At 63.7% G+C, this 16,052-nt stretch carries 14 protein-coding genes; 7 read left to right on the forward strand and 7 right to left on the reverse strand.

The window, feature by feature from the left end; genetic code table 11:
* Positions 1 to 30 precede the first annotated feature (30 nt).
* Together LB524_RS11365 and LB524_RS11370 are read left to right on the forward strand one after the other, a co-directional pair.
* The gene (locus LB524_RS11365) at positions 31 to 1,611 is read left to right on the forward strand and encodes an ABC transporter permease (protein WP_224526229.1); all 1,581 of its coding nucleotides are present in this window, start codon (positions 31 to 33) and stop codon (positions 1,609 to 1,611) included.
* Positions 1,608 to 2,690 carry an ABC transporter ATP-binding protein gene (locus LB524_RS11370; protein WP_224526232.1) on the forward strand — a complete coding sequence of 361 codons (1,083 nt, stop codon included), beginning with the start codon at positions 1,608 to 1,610 and terminating at the stop codon, positions 2,688 to 2,690. Before LB524_RS11365 ends, LB524_RS11370 begins: the two co-directional genes overlap by 4 nt.
* Positions 2,691 to 2,733: 43 nt before the next feature.
* Here LB524_RS11370 and LB524_RS11375 read toward each other — a convergent pair whose 3' ends face one another.
* From LB524_RS11375 to LB524_RS11395, 5 genes are all read right to left on the reverse strand, one after another.
* The gene (locus LB524_RS11375; protein WP_140720248.1) at positions 2,734 to 3,543 is read right to left on the reverse strand and encodes a phosphodiesterase; all 810 of its coding nucleotides are present in this window, start codon (positions 3,541 to 3,543) and stop codon (positions 2,734 to 2,736) included.
* A gap of 32 nt (positions 3,544 to 3,575) precedes the next feature.
* Complete coding sequence (locus LB524_RS11380; protein WP_140720246.1) at positions 3,576 to 4,676, reverse strand: sn-glycerol-3-phosphate import ATP-binding protein UgpC; 1,101 nt, start codon at positions 4,674 to 4,676, stop codon at positions 3,576 to 3,578.
* Positions 4,677 to 4,690: 14 nt separating this feature from the next.
* Complete coding sequence (locus LB524_RS11385) at positions 4,691 to 5,605, reverse strand: ABC transporter permease subunit (protein ID WP_140662826.1); 915 nt, start codon at positions 5,603 to 5,605, stop codon at positions 4,691 to 4,693.
* Positions 5,606 to 5,612: 7 nt separating this feature from the next.
* Positions 5,613 to 6,497: a carbohydrate ABC transporter permease gene (locus LB524_RS11390; protein WP_015315549.1), complete on the reverse strand. Its 885-nt coding sequence runs from the start codon at positions 6,495 to 6,497 to the stop codon at positions 5,613 to 5,615.
* A gap of 155 nt (positions 6,498 to 6,652) precedes the next feature.
* Positions 6,653 to 8,005, reverse strand: a complete 1,353-nt coding sequence (locus LB524_RS11395) for an extracellular solute-binding protein (RefSeq protein WP_224526234.1) — start codon at positions 8,003 to 8,005, stop codon at positions 6,653 to 6,655.
* A gap of 236 nt (positions 8,006 to 8,241) precedes the next feature.
* Here LB524_RS11395 and LB524_RS11400 point away from each other — a divergent pair, with 236 nt between their 5' ends.
* Entirely contained in the window at positions 8,242 to 9,276 is a 1,035-nt protein-coding gene (locus LB524_RS11400) for an endonuclease/exonuclease/phosphatase family protein (protein ID WP_224526237.1), read from the forward strand.
* A 162-nt stretch (positions 9,277 to 9,438) separates the two neighbouring features.
* Complete coding sequence (locus LB524_RS11405) at positions 9,439 to 11,892, forward strand: EAL domain-containing protein (protein ID WP_224526240.1); 2,454 nt, start codon at positions 9,439 to 9,441, stop codon at positions 11,890 to 11,892.
* Positions 11,893 to 11,957: 65 nt separating this feature from the next.
* Here the strand turns inward: LB524_RS11405 and tlpA are convergent, their stop codons facing one another.
* On the reverse strand, positions 11,958 to 12,638 hold the full coding sequence (tlpA, locus tag LB524_RS11410; RefSeq protein ID WP_140616834.1) for a thiol:disulfide interchange protein TlpA: 681 nt from the start codon (positions 12,636 to 12,638) through the stop codon (positions 11,958 to 11,960).
* A gap of 34 nt (positions 12,639 to 12,672) precedes the next feature.
* Here tlpA and argH point away from each other — a divergent pair, with 34 nt between their 5' ends.
* The 3 genes from argH to lysA all read left to right on the forward strand — a co-directional run bounded on the left by argH (position 12,673) and on the right by lysA (position 15,713).
* On the forward strand, positions 12,673 to 14,073 hold the full coding sequence (gene argH / locus LB524_RS11415) for an argininosuccinate lyase (protein WP_224526242.1): 1,401 nt from the start codon (positions 12,673 to 12,675) through the stop codon (positions 14,071 to 14,073).
* A 94-nt stretch (positions 14,074 to 14,167) separates the two neighbouring features.
* Positions 14,168 to 14,374 (forward strand): lipoprotein, encoded by a 207-nt coding sequence (locus LB524_RS11420; protein WP_023770782.1) that lies wholly within the window; start codon positions 14,168 to 14,170, stop codon positions 14,372 to 14,374.
* Between the two features lie 70 nt (positions 14,375 to 14,444).
* Positions 14,445 to 15,713 (forward strand): diaminopimelate decarboxylase, encoded by a 1,269-nt coding sequence (gene lysA / locus LB524_RS11425; RefSeq protein ID WP_224526244.1) that lies wholly within the window; start codon positions 14,445 to 14,447, stop codon positions 15,711 to 15,713.
* 34 nt (positions 15,714 to 15,747) lie between these two features.
* On the opposite strand, the gene LB524_RS11430 is transcribed toward lysA, so the two are convergent.
* Complete coding sequence (locus LB524_RS11430; RefSeq protein ID WP_015315541.1) at positions 15,748 to 16,050, reverse strand: ArsR/SmtB family transcription factor; 303 nt, start codon at positions 16,048 to 16,050, stop codon at positions 15,748 to 15,750.
* Between the last annotated feature and the right edge of the window lie 2 nt (positions 16,051 to 16,052).

The raw sequence follows: 16,052 nt of genomic DNA on the forward strand, positions 1-16,052 counted from the left end.
CCGCGTCGCAACGGTATGGCGCCTGAACTGATGCAGTCCGCGGTCGATCTCGCGCGTCCCGGCCTGCCGCCCAAGATGCGTCGACGGGCGCAGCGGCGGGCTGCGCCTTGGCTTGTCGCCGCCGCCATATTTGTCTCCCTGCTGGCGCTACTGCCGCTCGCTTTCATCATCTGGATCGCGGTGCAGACCGGCTGGGAGACGGTCTCGGCACTGGTCTTTCGGCCGCGTGTCGGCGAACTGCTGGTCAACACCGGCCTGCTCGTCCTGCTGGCGGTGCCGATCGCCATCACCTTGTCGGTGACGCTGGCCTGGCTGACGGAACGCAGCGACCTGCCCGGTGCCCGGCTCTGGTCCTGGCTCTGCGTGGCGCCGCTCGCCATCCCCGCTTTCGTGCACTCCTATGCCTGGATCACCCTCGTGCCCGGGCTGCACGGCCTGTGGGCTGGCGTGCTGGTGTCCGTCATCGCCTATTTCCCTTTCCTCTATCTGCCGGTGTCGGCGGCCCTGCGCCGTCTCGATCCCGCTCTCGAGGACGCGGCCGCGGCACTTGGCCATGGACCCTGGCGCGTGTTCTGGCGCGTCGTGCTGCCGCAGCTCAGGCTCGCAATATGCGGCGGCTCGCTGTTGGTCGGCCTGCATCTGCTGGCCGAATATGGCCTCTATGTCTTCATTCGCTTCGACACCTTCACGACCGCGATCGTCGATCAGTTCCAGTCGACCTTCAACGGTCCGGCCGCCAACATGCTGGCCGGCGTGCTGGTGACCTGCTGCTTCGTGCTGCTCGGCCTCGAAGTGCTGGTCCGCGGCGAGGAACGTTATGCCCGTGTCGGCTCGGGTGCCGCGCGATACCAGCAACGAATGAACCTCGGCCGCGCCACCCTGCCCAGCTTGCTGCTGCTCGCCGCCACCACATTGCTGGCGCTTGGCGTTCCGTTCGTGACCATCGGGCGCTGGCTCGCCGCCGGCGGCGCAGATGTCTGGCGCTTCGACGAGATCGGCCTGGCACTCGGCCAGACGCTGTTCCTGTCGCTCGCTGGCGCCCTGCTTGCCACTGTCGCGGCCATGCCGATGGCCTGGATCTCTATCCGCGCGCCGGGTCCGTTGCAGCGCTTGCTCGAGGGATGCAATTACATCGTCGGCTCGCTGCCCGGGGTCGTGATCGCGCTGGCGCTGGTCACCATCACGGTGCGCATCGCACTGCCGCTCTACCAGACCTTGTTCACTATCCTGGTCGCCTATGCACTGATGTTCCTGCCGCGCGCGCTGGTCAGCCTGCGTGCATCGATCGCGCAAGCGCCGGTCGAGCTCGAACGCGCCGCGTCCAGCCTCGGCCGGCGGCCGCTCAATGCGCTGTGGTCGACGACGATCCGCCTGTCGGCGCCCGGTGCGGCGGCCGGCATGGCCCTGGTGGCGCTCGGCATCATGAACGAACTGACCGCGACCCAGATGCTGGCGCCGAACGGCACCCGCACACTGGCCATGGCGTTCTGGTCCTACAGCAGCGAGATCGATTACGCCTCGGCGGCTCCTTACGCCTTCATCATGGTGGCGATGTCGCTGCCCCTGACCTGGCTGCTCTACGTCCAGTCGAAGCGGATGGCAGGACGATGAGCTTTCTCGAACTCGGCAATCTGCACAAGCACTACGGCCCGGTAGCCGCACTGGCCGGCGTCAACCTGAACGTCGCCAGCGGCAGCCGCACGGCGATCGTGGGACCTTCCGGCTGCGGCAAGACGACCTTGCTGCGGCTGATCGCCGGCTTCGAGGCGCCTGACCAAGGCCGCATCGTACTCGACGGGCAGGTGCTGGCCAATGGCGGCGCCGCTGTCCCGGCGCATCGCCGCGGTATCGGCGTGGTGGCGCAGGACGGCGCTCTGTTCCCGCACTTGACCATCTCGGACAATATCGGCTTCGGCATGGCACGGGACGACGACAAGCGCGCCGAGCGCATCGTCGAACTTGCCTACATCGTGGGACTCGACAAGGCGATCCTTAAACGCCGCCCGCACGAGCTCTCCGGCGGCCAGCAGCAGCGCGTGGCGCTGGCCCGGGCCATGGCGATGAAGCCGCGGCTGATGCTGCTCGACGAGCCGTTCTCGGCACTCGACACCGGCCTGCGCGCCTCGATGCGCAAGGCGGTGGCCGAACTTCTGGAGGCGGCCGGCATCACCACCATCCTGGTGACGCACGATCAGGCCGAGGCACTCTCCTTCGCCAGCCAGGTGGCGGTAATGCGCGATGGGAAATTTTCCCAGGTCGGCACGCCGCGCGAGCTCTATCTCAAGCCAAAGGACAGGATGATCGCCGAGTTCCTCGGCGACGCCATCATCCTGCCGGCGAGCATTTCGGGCGGCTTCGCCAGTTCGCCGCTGGGCCGCATCGCCGTCGACGCGCCGGACAGCCGCGATGTCGCCCGTATCATGCTGCGGCCGGAACAGATCGGCCTGAAACGCACCTCGCGCGAGGGCATGTCGGGCACATCGGACATGCCGTTCGGCGAGGTGACGGAATCGGAATTCGCCGGCTCGACATGCACGATCGCGGTGCGGCTCCTGAACAATTCCGATCCGCCCGACGCCGCGGCCATCGGCGGCACGCCGCTGATCCTGCGCAAATCCGGCATGGACGCGCCGGCGGTCGGCGAGATCGTGCGGCTGACCGTATCGGGCAAGGCGCACGTCTTCGCCTGAGCCCGACGATTTTAAGCCCTTGAACCAAAGCGAAGTGGCAAGCTCACGCCATGATGCGTTCGCCGGTTTCGGCTGAATAGATCGGCCATTGCTCGATAAAATCGCAACCGTGCACCACCACGCACGCGTTGGCGCTGTCGATGAGGATGACGGCGTAGGACGGCGGCGCTTGTTCGACGATCTCGCTCGATCGCTCGAGGGCGAGCTCGAAGCGGGCATGCAGGCCGCGCTGCGCCGAGAACGGGATGCCGGCAACGGTGCCGGCAATGTCTCGATGGACATGGCCGAAGAAGATATGGCGGACGTTGCCATGGCCCCGCAACAAGTCGAGCAACCGCTCGGGCTGTTGAAGCGCCAGCGGATCGAGTTGAGGCAGGCCGAGCGCGACCGGCGGATGATGCAGGAACACGTAAGCGGGCCGGCCGCCCGACCGTTCCAGCCGGGCTTCGAGCCAGGCAAGCCGCCTCTCGCACAGTTCGCCCTCGATGCGCCCTTCCGCCAGGCAGTCAAGAAACAACAGCACTTCGTTGCCGGTATCGTGGACCGACTGCACGAAGCCGTTTTCGTCGACCGGAACGTCGGGAAACGCGGCGATGAGATTTGCCCGCCGGTCATGGTTGCCCGGCAGCAGCCTGTACGGCACCGACAGCGTGGTCAGGGCAGCGCGCAGATCGGCATAGCTCCGCGGCGCACCGGTCTCCGTCAGGTCGCCGGTGAAGACGCAAAGCGCGGCGTCGGCGTGATGCGCATTGATGTGCGCGATGCACTGATCCAGCCGCTGGTGCAGGTCGGCCCCAAAGCGGCGCTCACCTTGCTGACCAAGATGCACGTCGGTGACCTGGATGATTTTCATGTACGTCTCTTTGGCGGCGCGCGTGCTGGAAATCAAAGCGCTGGCTCTGGCACCGAAGCCTTGAAGACATCGAGACGGGTCCCTGTCTCCGACGAGAAGAAGTGCATGTCGTCAGGCGAGATCTTCAGGCCGACGGTGCTGCCGGGCTCGGGGTGAACGGGCTCCGAGGTCATCACCGAGAACGGCGCGCCGTCGAGGTCGACATAGATCACCCGCCCCGCGCCCAATTCCTCGACCAAGTCGACAGTGGCATCGAGCGCGCCGGCCGTGCCTGGTCCCACCAGCCGGACCGCTTCCGGCCGGATGCCCATCGCCACTTTCGTGCCGACCGGCAGGCCGGCGCGAGCCATCGCCAGGCGCCGGCTGCCGCCGAGCAGCGACAATCCGTCGAGTTCGGCGGTGCCTTCGAGGATGTTCATGGCAGGCGCGCCGACGAAGGTGGCGACGAAGCGGCTGGCTGGGCGGGTGTAGATTTCACCTGGCGTGCCGACCTGTTCGACCCGTCCCCCATTCATCACCACCAGCCGGTCGGCCAATGTCATGGCCTCGACCTGGTCGTGGGTGACGAAGACGGAGGTGGCATTCAGCCGGCGATGCAGCTTGCGGATCTCCGAACGCATCTGCACGCGCAGCTTGGCGTCGAGATTGGACAGAGGCTCGTCGAACAGGAACACCTTCGGCTCGCGGATCATGGCGCGGCCCATGGCGACGCGTTGCCTCTGGCCACCCGAAAGCGCCATCGGCTTGCGGTCGAGCAGTTGCTCGAGTTCCAGTGTGCGGGCCACCGCCTGGATGCGCTGGTTGCGCTCGGCCGAGGGAACACCGGCGACTTTCAGCGAATAGCCGATGTTCTGGGCCACGCTCATATGCGGATAAAGCGCGTAATTCTGGAACACCATGGCGCAGCCGCGCTCGCGTGGCTCGAGTTTGTTGACCACCGTGCCGTCTATGGCGATCGTGCCGTCGGAAATTTCTTCCAGCCCCGCGATCATCCTGAGCAGCGTGGACTTGCCGCAGCCGGACGGCCCGAGGATGACGACGAATTCGCCCGAGGCAAAGTCGAGATCCACGCCGTGCACGACCTGCGTCTTGGCATAGTTCTTCTTGACGCCGCGTATTGCGATGGAGGCCATTTTTTGTCTCCTTGTTACTTCTCGGTGGCGATCAGGCCGCGCACGAACCAGCGCTGCATCAGCACCACGACGATCATCGGCGGCAGCATGATGATGAGAGTGCCGGCCATGGCGATATGCCACTCCGGAGTGCCGCCGACATTGGGGATGAGCTGCTTGAGCTCGGTCACCGCCATCGCATGCGACTGGTCGGTGGTGATGAGCAGCGGCCATAGATACTGGTTCCATGCCCATAGGAACATGATGGTTCCGAGCGCCGCCATGTTGTTGCGCGACAGCGGCAACAGGATATCGATGAAGAAGCGCAGTGGCCCGGCGCCATCCATGCGTGCGGCTTCCGTCAATTCGTCCGGCACGGTCAGGAAGAATTGGCGATAAAGGAACGTCCCGGTCGCCGTGGCGACCAGCGGCAGAATCAGGCCGGGATAGGAGTTGAGCAGCCCAACGCTGAGCTGGACCTGCACGCCCGAAACCGTTTCGATCAGCCAGCTCAGGCCGGTCGCGTCCAGGATAGCCTGATACGGCTCGAGCACGTTGGCGACCACCGCGTAGGTCGGCACGATGCGCACTTCAAGCGGCAGCATCAGAGTGATGAAGATCAGCCAGAAGATCAGCGTGCGGCCGGGAAATCGGAAATAGACGATCGCGAAGGCGGTCAGCGCCGAGACGATCACTTTGCCTGCGGCAACGCCGGTCGCAACGATGAAGCTGTTCAGCAGCTTGGGACCAAGGTCGGCCGTCACCCAGGCGGTCTTGATGTTGATCCAGAAATCGCTGCCCGGCAGCAGCGACATCGGCACGTCGTTGACATCCCTGAGATTATGCGAAGCCGCGATCGCCACGATGGCGAACGGCGCCACGCAGAAAACGAAGCCGACGAACAAGATCAGGTGCGTGAAAAAATTGAGGAACGGGGTACGCTCGACCATATCAGTCTCACCTGTAGTGGACGCGCCGCTCGATGAAGCGGAACTGGAAAATGGTCAGCACGATGATGAGCAGCATCAGGATGATGCTCTGCGCGGCGGCACCGGAGTAATCGAGGCCTTTGAAGCCGTCGGAGTAGATCTTGTAGACCATCAGATTGGTGGCATTCGCCGGCCCACCGGACGTCATGATGTCGACGATGCCGAAGGAATCCTGGAAGCTTTCCGTGATGTTGATGACAAGCAGGAAGAAGATGGTCGGGGTGATCAGCGGAAACTGGATGTCCCAGAAGCGCCTCATGACACCAGAGCCGTCCATCGCGGCGGCTTCGATCAGGGAACGCGGGATCGCCTGGAACGCGGCGAGGAAGAAGATGAAGTTGTAGCCGACATACTTCCAGGAAAAGGCGATGATGATCGAAGCCATGGCGTCGGCGCCGTCCAGGCCGGGATCCCAGAAGCCGGGCCAGACCTGGTTGACGACGGCCATGAAGCCGGCTTCCGGCGCCAGGATGAAGCGGAATGCCAGCGCCAGGGCGGGCGCGGCGATGCCATAGGGCCAGATCAGCACCACGCGATACAGCCATGAGCCGGCTAGCTGGCGGTCGGTGAGCGCGGCGAGCACGAGCGCGACGAACATCGCAAGCCCGGTGCTGATGCCGGCAAAGACAAGGCTGGCGGTGATCGAGTTCCAGTAATCGGCGTTGGCCAGGATCGAGCGGAAATTGTCGAGCCCGACCCAGATGTTGCCGCCGCCCCAGGGCTGCTGCAGCGTCAGCGACCAGTATACGGCCTGGCCGGCAGGCCAGTAGAAGAAGGTGAAGATCAGCAGGAGCTGCGGCACCGCGAAAAGAATGCCGATTGTCCAACTGCCGAAAGTGACGCGTTTTTCCATCGGTCCGCCGTTGCCGCAGGGTGGTCAGCTTAAAGCAAGCGAGAGATTAATAACGAAATGTCCGCCCGTCGACCCAGGCATGATCCCGAAAACTGGAAACCGGTCTTCGGGATCATGCTCAAATAGGTCGGCGGGCGGTCTGGGAAATCCCTGGATCAGGGCAGGGTCTTGCCTGGATATGTCTGCTGGAAGCGGTCGAGGATGGCGTCGCCGTTCTTGACCAGCGTGTCGAGACCTTCCTGCACGGTGAGCTTGTTGGCGAAGATCGCCTGCATCTGGGTGCCGAACTCGGCGCGGATCTGGGTGAAATTGCCCAGGCGGATGCCGCGGGTGATTTCGGTCGGCTCGGAGGCGGTCAGGCTGGCGATCGCGACTTCGCGGCCCTTGTAAGGCGCCTTGTCGTAAAAGCCCTGGCCCTTCATGTAGTCGAAGCCCGACTTGGTCACCGGGATGTAACCGGTGTTGGTCGACCAGAACAGGGCGGTCTTCGGATCGTGGATGAAGTTGAGGAACGCGGCCGCGCCCTTGTATTCAGCATCCGACTTGCCCGAGAGAACCCACAGCGATGCGCCGCCGACGAGCGAGTTCTTGCGCTCCGTGCCGGCATAGACGGGCAGTTCGGCGACGTCCCAGTTCATGCCTTCCTTCTGCGTACGGCCAACCGTGCCGTGATCGCCGACCGAGGTCAGGATGACCTGGCAGGTGCCGGTGGCAAAGGCCTGGACCATATCCTGGCCGAGATCCTTCGACTTGATCTTGATCAGGCCGGCATCATACCACTTCTTGAGGTCGGTGACGTACTGCACGAACTTGGTCTTGTTGACTTCGAGGCGGGCGTCGAGGCCGTCATAGCCATTGTTCTTGGTAGCGATCGGCTGGTTGTGAATGGCGGAGAACTGCTCCATCAGCTGCCAGCTTTCATTGGCCGAGATGTTGATCGCCATCGGGCATTCATAGCCGGCGTCCTTCATTGCCTTGAGGTCGGCGCCGACGTCTTCCCAGGTCTTCGGCGCTTCGGTCTTGCCGATCTTGGCGAAGGCGTCCTTGTTCCAGTACATCAACGCCGTAGACGAGTTGAACGGGAAGGACAGCATCTCGCCTTTCGAGGTGGCGTAATAGCGGGCGATGCCGGGGAAATAATCGGCGTAGTCGATCTTGTAGCCGTTTTCTTCCATGAGCTTGTCGGCCGGCTTGTAGGCACCCGACAGCATCATGGTGGCGGTGCCGACGTCATAGACCTGAACGACGGTGGGCTGCTTGCCGGCGCGGAAGGCGGCAATGGTGTTCTGCAAGGTGGCGTCGTAATTGCCCTGGCTGGTGCAGACGACTTCATAGTCCTTCTGCGAGGCGTTGAAATTCTTGCACAGCGTGTCCACGACCCGGGCGAGATCGCCCGAAAGACCAAACCAGAAATCGAATTTTGTCGGTTCCGCGAAGGCAGGCATCGCCAGCGCGGAGCCGAGCACGCCAGCGGCAAGGGCAGCAAAGCCCCGCTTGATGATCGTCATGATTTCTTCCCTCTTGAATGACTGTTGACAAGGGTCTTGCGCAAGTCCTTGCCCGCTCTCTTAGAGAAGGTATGTGACAGTTCTGTTGTGGCCTCCCGGGCCTGTGCACAGCTGGTCTTTTCTCCCCTCCGGCGGCTACAGCGGCATGAAAACGTCACACCGGCGCCTTAGGTAGCTAGGGCGACTTCCAAGGACGTAAAGGCCGTCATTGTTACCCGGCTAAAAGGGATGATGAAATGCTGGTGAAGCAGCTGGCGCACGTGCCCATCACCGACAGGCAGGCGATGCGCGAAGGCCCGCGCGATAGCGCCACCCATTTGCGGCATGCAGCCGCCATTCCGGCTCTTGGCCAGATCGAAATCGGCGGCAAGGCGTCGCGCGCGAACGTCGGCGAGGCCTTGAAGGTGGTGGCCTGGAACGTCGAGCGGCTCCGTCATGTCGATGCCATTGCACGAACGCTTGCCGGGCAGGCCCCCGAAATCGTGCTGTTGTCCGAGGTGGACAAGGGCATGGCACGCTCCGGCAACGGCCATCCGCTCAGCGTGCTTGCCGACCGGCTCGGCCATGCCTTCGCCTATGGTGTCGAGTTCGTCGAACTCGCTGGCGGCAACGAGGCCGAGCGCATGGCAACCGGTGAAGCCGCCAACGCGGAAGGCTTTCACGGCAATGCCGTGACCAGTGGCATGCCGCTGCTGCGACCCTTCCTGGTGCGCCTGGACGCCGCCGGCGGCTGGTTTCGGCCGGAGCGCGGCCAACCGCGCATCGGCGGACGCATGGCGATCGGCGGCCAGGTGCGCATCGGCGACCGCAGGATGACGGTCGTCTCGGTGCACCTTGAAAACCGAACCGATCCGGCTGGCAGGGCAGCTCAGACACGCAAACTCCTCGACGCGATCGACAACTATGATGCGCAAGCGCCGGTACTGCTCGGCGGCGATTTCAACACGCTGACGGCAAGCCACGAGGAGCGCCATGACGACCCACGGGCGTGGATGGCTCGGGTCATGCGCGAACCGGACCGGCTGATCCATGCCGAGCGTCACGAGCCGCTGTTCGCGGCCCTTGCCGAGCGCGGCTATGATTGGCAGGCCGCCAACAATTTGGACCTGCCCACCCAGCGTCGGCCCGCCGGCACCCCGGTTGGCCGAATCGACTGGTTCTTCACGCGCGGCCTCGCGGCCAGCGCGCCGGCGGTTCTTCCGGCGGTGTTGCCGGATGGCAGCCCAAGCTCGGATCATGACGCCCTGACAGTGACCGTCCGCCTGAAATAACCGTCGTCTTCAATCGATGCGGCTGACCTGGCCTGTGCTCTTGCGGTCAGCTTGCGCCGCAAAAGCACGCTATGGTTGCAGGCGGCTTTATCGATCCTTCAACAGCCAAGCATTAATCAGTCATATTTCTTTCTTTATTTCCTGCGGGCCAGGGGGAATAAGATGCTGACGGTCTATAACTGCATCGTGAACCAGCACGATCTGAGGCTGGTTGCACTGGCAGCGCTGATTTGTGGAATTTCCTGTTTTTCAGCCGTCAATCTTCTTCATCACATAGGCCGCTCGACGGATCGAAATCGGCTTGCCTGGCTGACGATCGCCTCCACCTCGACCGGTTTCGGCATCTGGGCAACGCACTTCATCGCCATGCTTGCCTTCACGCCGGGAATCCCCAACGCCTATGATCCCGGACTTTCAGTACTCTCGCTCGCTGGCGCGGTGGCGGTTACGGCGGCCGGCATGTGGGTCGCCACCTTGCGCGACGAGCTTGATTACCATCTGGTCGGCGGCGCCGTTCTGGGCGGCGGTATTGCCGCCATGCACTACATCGGCATGGCGGCATTCGAGGTCGAGGGCCGGATCGAATGGAACCTGCTCCTCGTCGCCGTCTCCTTGCTGGCCGGCGTGACGCTCGCGGCGCTGGCTTTGCGCGTCGTCCTGCGCGGCTCGTCGCTGCCTGCGACGCTTGCCGGTGCGGTCTTGCTGACGCTGGCAATCTGCGGCCTGCACTTCATCGCCATGGCTGCCGTCTCGATCTTCCCGGATTCCTCGATCGCCATATCCCAACACACCGTCGCACCGACCTCGCAGGCCTTCGCCGCCGCTGCGGCCACTCTGGTGATCCTGGTGCTTTCGGCCACCGCGCTGTGGATCGACCTTCGCTTCCGCCGCCAAAAGCTTGAGGTCGACCGCATGCACGGCTTAGCCAACGCCGCGGTGGAAGGCCTGATCGTCTGCGATGGCAATCGCATCGTCAGTGTCAACGACAGCATGGCCAGGCTGACCGGCATGGTCGCCACGACACTGAACGGAAGGGAACTTGGCGACCTCTTCGATGAGCGCACCGCATCCGACCTGATCAACTTCCAGGGACAGCCGTGGGAGGCGGAACTAAGCAATCGCGACGGGATGAGAATTCCCGTCGAACTGATCGCCAGAAGCATCGACTATTGCGGCAAGCCTCACAATGTCGTCGCCGTCCGCGACATTCGCGAACGCAAGAAGGCGGAACAGGAAATCCTTCGCCTCGCTCATTTCGATCCGCTGACGGGGCTCGCCAACCGCCGTAGCTTTTCCAGCCGGCTTGATACCGAAATCGCCGCCACGAGCCGAGACGCAAAAGCCGGCAAGGGCGCGAGGGGCGGGCATCTTGCGCTTCTGCTGCTCGACCTCGACCGGTTCAAGGAGGTGAACGATCTTTATGGGCATGGCGCCGGCGACGCGATGCTTCAGAAGGTGGCGAACTGTGTCTCCGGCGTTCTTCGCCACGGACAGATGCTGGCGCGCCTGGGCGGCGACGAATTCGCCATCATCGCCCCCAACCTGCCCGACCCGCAGGCGGCGAGCCGGATCGCCGACGCGGTGCTCGCCGCGATGCGCGAGGAGAACCGGCTCTCGGCGGGTGGCGGGCTGGTATCGGGGAGCATCGGCATCGCGCTCTATCCGCTGGACGCGGAAGACCAGGCCAGCCTCATCAGCCATGCGGATACCGCGCTCTATCGCGCCAAGACCGAAGGCAGGGACACCTATCGCTATTTCGAGGCGTCGATGGGCGCCGAGGCTCGCGACAAGCGCGTCATGGAGCACGAACTGCGCCAGGCAGTAGCGCGCGACGAATTCTATCTCGTCTACCAGCCGCAGAAAGAGATCAGCAGCGGCAAAATGGTCGGCTTCGAAGCCTTGATCCGTTGGCGGCATCCCGAACGCGGCGATGTTCCCCCGTCCATATTCATTCCGCTGGCGGAGGACAGCGGCGCCATAGGCCAGATCGGAGATTGGGTGCTGACCGCAGCGTGCCAGGAGGCCGCCAGTTGGGAAAATCCACTGACGGTGGCCGTCAACGTCTCCGCGGTGCAGTTGCACAATCCGAACTTCAGCCGAAAGGTGCACGAGACCTTGCTCAAGTCCGGTCTCGCGGCAGCCAGGCTGGAACTCGAAATCACCGAGACGGCGCTGGTGAAGGACATGCCGCGCGCGCTGGCGAGTTTGCGACAGGTCAAGGCGCTTGGCGTGCGCGTGGCCATGGATGATTTCGGAACCGGCTATTCCTCCCTCTCCAACCTTCGCGCCTTCCCTTTCGACAAGATCAAGATCGACGGTTCCTTCATCAAGTCCGTCGACACCAACGGCCAGGTTGCGGCGATCGTGCGCGCCGTGCTCGGGCTGGGGCGCGGCCTGGGTCTGCCGGTGCTGGCGGAGGGCGTCGAGACGCTCGGCGAGTTGAAGTTCCTCGACGCCGAGGCCTGCGAGATCGGCCAGGGCTATTATCTCGGCAAGCCGGCGCCGATCGAGGCGTTCGGAGACCTGACCGGCCAAGGCAAGCGTGTTCGGGCGCGAGGCGCCGACCGCCAGGATGGCAGCCTCGTATTGCTCAAGCCGAGCGTACGCTCGGCCTAGAGCTTTTTGTTTTTACGCAATTCCGGACGGAGAACCGTTACACACTATCCTGGAGGTGCTCTGGCTCACGACCCGAGCGCCGTCTCGACCAGCCGCTTTGCATCGGGGCCCGCCCATTCGGCTGGACCGTTCATGTGGGCGATCAGGCAGCCTTCGCCGTCGATCAGCATGGTGACGGGCAGGCCGAGCGCCAGACCGCGCGTCTTGAGGTCGTTGAACAGTGTCATCGTCGAATCGCGGTAGTAGCCGAGCGTGTGCACACCGGTATCGGCGAGAAACTTCTTCGGTTTCACGTCGTCGCCGGCATCGACGTTGACGGCGACGACCTGAAAGGCGTCGCTGCCTTTCTCCTTTTGCAGCGCATCGAGCGCCGGCATTTCGGCACGGCAGGGCGCGCACCATGTGGCCCAGAGATTGAGCAGCACGGTCTTGCCGGCATGATCGGCGATCGTCATCGGCTTGCCGTCCGGACCGTGGAAGGCGAGGCTCCTCATCGACTGCGGCGGATCGGCCGGCAAAAGTGCCGCGACCTCGCCGGTGGCCGCGGCCGCGACCTTCTTGGCGCGATCGCTCTTGGCGGCGCAGGCGACATCGTCCTTGCTGTCGCCGGCGGCTGCTTGGGGCGCGGCGTTGTTGCCAGACCGGCTCTCGCTGACATATACCGCGACCGCGCCGGCCAGCGCTCCCGCCACCAGGGCGGCGAGGATCAGGCGCCGGGCCGGGAAAAATCTGTTTCCGTCTGCCATATTCTCAAACTGCTCCGAAGCACGGGTTATAGCCATGAGCGACAAGAAGACCAGCAACCAGATGTGGGGCGGACGATTTGCCTCGGGTCCGGCCGCGATCATGGAAGCGATCAACGCGTCGATCTCGTTCGACCGCAAACTCTACGCGCAGGACATAAGAGGTTCGATCGCCCATAGCGAGATGCTGGCGCAAACGGGCATTATTTCGGCGGCCGATCAAGAAAAAATCGCTCACGGTCTGAACACGATCCTGAAAGAGATCGATGGCGGCAGCTTCGAGTTTTCGACGCGGCTGGAAGACATCCACATGAACATAGAGGCCCGCCTTGCCGACCTGATCGGTCCGGCGGCCGGCCGGCTGCACACCGCCCGTTCGCGCAACGACCAGGTGGCCGTCGATCTGAGGCTCTGGGTCAAGGACGAATGCTTTCGTGTCGCCGAGGCGTTGAAAGGCTTGATCATGGCCCTCCTGGCGCGAGCCGAGGAACATGCGGCGACCATCATGCCGGGCTTCACCCATATGCAGGCGGCGCAGCCGGTGACCTTCGGCCATCACTGCATGGCCTATGTCGAGATGTTCGCTCGCGACCTGTCGCGCGTGCGCGACGCCATTGAGCGCATGGACGAGAGCCCCCTCGGCGCCGCCGCCCTTGCCGGCACCAGCTTCCCGATCGACCGCCACCAGACCGCGAGCGCGCTCGGTTTCCGCGAGCCGATGCGCAATTCGCTGGACAGCGTCTCCGACCGCGATTTCGCGCTGGAATTCCTTGCCATGGCGGCGATCAGCGCCACCCACCTGTCGCGGCTGGCGGAGGAGATCATCATCTGGTCGACGCCGCAATTCGGCTTCATCAGGCTGTCGGATAGCTTCTCCACCGGCTCCTCGATCATGCCGCAGAAGAAGAACCCCGACGCGGCCGAACTGGTTCGCGGCAAGACAGGCCGCGTCAACGGCCATCTGGTCGGCCTGCTGACGGTGATGAAGGGCATGCCTTTGACTTACGGCAAGGACATGCAGGAAGACAAGGAATCGGTGTTCGACGCGGCCGAGACGCTCGACCTGATGCTGGCCGCGATGACCGGCATGGTTGCGGACATGACGGTCAATGCCGCCGCAATGAAGAAGGCCGCCGGCTCCGGCCACGCCACCGCCACCGACCTCGCCGACTGGCTGGTGCGTACTTTGGGCCTGCCGTTCCGCGAGGCCCATCATGTCACCGGCCGCGCGGTGGCGCTGGCCGAAGACAAGAAGGTCAGCCTGGAAAAGCTTTCGCTGGAGGATCTGCAATCGATCAACCCAGGCATCACGGCGGACATATTCTCGGTGCTGGCGGTGCAGAACTCGGTCAAGAGCCGCACCAGTTTCGGCGGCACCGCACCGTCGGAAGTGAGAAAGCAGATACGCTATTGGAAAAAGCGTCTCGCCAAGGCGTAATGCCGGATATTGCGATCAGCAATATCCGGGGTGCAATGCACCGAGAACTCGGCTAAAAGCAGCGGCGGACAGAGAGTTTCGGACGGATGGATCGATGACCGGAAGCAGGATTTTGGTGACGCTGACGCTGCTTGCGGCGCTTGCCTTCGTGACCGCCTGCGGCCGCAAGGCGGGCCTCGACACGCCCTATGAGGCGGCTGTCCAGGCACGCAAGGATGCCGAGAAGGCCCACCAGCCCGTGCCGCCGGAACCGGAAAAACCGGTCGTGGACAAGAAGTTCATTCTCGACCCGCTGATCTAGCGCCGATGAAGGCGGGATTGGTCTTGTCCAAACCCGATCGCATCGTGCCTCAACTTCCGGAACCACACTCGTGAACCATTTCGACTACCGCGATGGCGTGCTGCATGCCGAGGACGTGGCGATCCCTGATATCGCCGCACAGGTCGGCACGCCGTTCTACTGCTATTCGACGGCGACCCTGACTAGGCACTACCGTGTCTTCGTCCAGGCCTTTGCCGGGCTCGATACGCTGGTCTGCTACGCCATGAAGGCCAATTCCAACCAGGCGGTGCTGCGGACCTTGGCCAAGCTCGGCGCCGGCGCCGACGTCGTCTCGGAAGGCGAATTGCGCCGGGCTCTCGCCGCAGGAGTCCCGGCCGGCAAGATCCTGTTCTCGGGCGTCGGCAAGACCGCCCGCGAAATGGACTTTGCGCTCCAAGCCGGCATTCTCTGCTTCAACGTCGAATCCGAGCCGGAACTCGAGCTGTTGTCGGCACGTGCCGTGGCGCTCGGCAAGGTGGCGCCGATCTCGCTGCGCATCAATCCCGATGTCGACGCCAAGACCCACAAGAAAATCTCAACCGGCAAGGCTGAAAACAAGTTCGGCATTCCCTGGCAGCGGGCGCGCCAGGTCTATGCCCGCGCGGCAACGCTTCCGGGCATTAAGGTCACCGGCATCGATACCCATATCGGCAGCCAGATCACCGAGTTGCAGCCCTTCGACGACGCCTTCGCCCTGCTGGTCGACCTGGTCGGAGCGCTGCGCGGCGACGGCCACGCCATCGAGCATGTCGATCTCGGCGGCGGTCTCGGCATTCCCTACCGCGTCGACAACAACCCGCCCCCCTTGCCCGACGCCTATGCCCAGATCGTCCGCAAGCATGTCACCAAATTGGGTCTCAAGGTGATGTTCGAGCCGGGCCGGCTGATCGTTGGCAATGCCGGCATCCTGGTCTCGGAAGTGATTTTCGTGAAGGAAGGCGACGCCAAGAATTTCCTCGTCGTCGACGCCGCCATGAATGACCTGATCCGGCCGACGCTCTATGATGCCTTCCACGAGATCAGGCCGGTCGTGCAGCCGCCGGCCGACGCGCCGCGCATGATGGTCGACGTGGTCGGCCAGGTCTGCGAGACCGGCGATTATCTCGGCCTCGACCGCGACCTGCCCCGGCTGATGGCGGGCGATCTCGTCGCCGTTTCCACCGCCGGAGCCTATGGCGCGGTCCAGGCCGGCACCTACAATACCCGCCTGCTGGTGCCGGAGGTGCTGGTCGACGGCGACCGTTTCCATGTCGTGCGTCCGCGCCTGACCTATGACGAGCTGATCGGGCTGGATTCGGTGCCGGACTGGCTTGCGTAAGCCGCCCTGCCGCGACGCTATAACCGGTTCTGCGCTATAACCGGTTCTGGATGAGTGCCCTTGCGTCGGCGATCCTGTCCTCGTCGCGGCGGTAGAAGGTCCATTGCCTGATGCGCTTGGTTCTGAGCAGGCCGGCCTGGACGAGCACGCGCATATGCTCGGAAAGCGTCGCCTGAGTGATGCCGAGCTTCTCGGCGATCAGCAGCGCGCAGACGCCGTCCTCGACCAGATCGCCATCCGCCTGTGCCCGGAAATGCGCACGTGGATTCTTGAGCCAGTCGAGAATCTGCAGTCTGCGCTCGTTGGCGATCGCCTTGAAGACATCAACCTCTTGCATTT

Origin of the sequence: Mesorhizobium sp. ESP6-5 (assembly GCF_020164695.1) — a bacterium.
Taxonomy (GTDB): Bacteria; Pseudomonadota; Alphaproteobacteria; order Rhizobiales; family Rhizobiaceae; genus Mesorhizobium; species Mesorhizobium australicum.

What these genes read in the sequence shown, in the direction of transcription:
- LB524_RS11365 (WP_224526229.1), top strand. Translation starts at nt 31, where the DNA reads ATGCAGTCCGCGGTCGATCTCGCGCGTCCCGGCCTGCCGCCCAAGATG.
- LB524_RS11370 (WP_224526232.1), top strand. Translation starts at nt 1,608, where the DNA reads ATGAGCTTTCTCGAACTCGGCAATCTGCACAAGCACTACGGCCCGGTA.
- LB524_RS11375 (WP_140720248.1), bottom strand. Translation starts at nt 3,543, where the DNA reads ATGAAAATCATCCAGGTCACCGACGTGCATCTTGGTCAGCAAGGTGAG.
- LB524_RS11380 (WP_140720246.1), bottom strand. Translation starts at nt 4,676, where the DNA reads ATGGCCTCCATCGCAATACGCGGCGTCAAGAAGAACTATGCCAAGACG.
- LB524_RS11385 (WP_140662826.1), bottom strand. Translation starts at nt 5,605, where the DNA reads ATGGTCGAGCGTACCCCGTTCCTCAATTTTTTCACGCACCTGATCTTG.
- LB524_RS11390 (WP_015315549.1), bottom strand. Translation starts at nt 6,497, where the DNA reads ATGGAAAAACGCGTCACTTTCGGCAGTTGGACAATCGGCATTCTTTTC.
- LB524_RS11395 (WP_224526234.1), bottom strand. Translation starts at nt 8,005, where the DNA reads ATGACGATCATCAAGCGGGGCTTTGCTGCCCTTGCCGCTGGCGTGCTC.
- LB524_RS11400 (WP_224526237.1), top strand. Translation starts at nt 8,242, where the DNA reads ATGCTGGTGAAGCAGCTGGCGCACGTGCCCATCACCGACAGGCAGGCG.
- LB524_RS11405 (WP_224526240.1), top strand. Translation starts at nt 9,439, where the DNA reads ATGCTGACGGTCTATAACTGCATCGTGAACCAGCACGATCTGAGGCTG.
- tlpA (WP_140616834.1), bottom strand. Translation starts at nt 12,638, where the DNA reads ATGGCAGACGGAAACAGATTTTTCCCGGCCCGGCGCCTGATCCTCGCC.
- argH (WP_224526242.1), top strand. Translation starts at nt 12,673, where the DNA reads ATGAGCGACAAGAAGACCAGCAACCAGATGTGGGGCGGACGATTTGCC.
- LB524_RS11420 (WP_023770782.1), top strand. Translation starts at nt 14,168, where the DNA reads ATGACCGGAAGCAGGATTTTGGTGACGCTGACGCTGCTTGCGGCGCTT.
- LB524_RS11430 (WP_015315541.1), bottom strand. Translation starts at nt 16,050, where the DNA reads ATGCAAGAGGTTGATGTCTTCAAGGCGATCGCCAACGAGCGCAGACTG.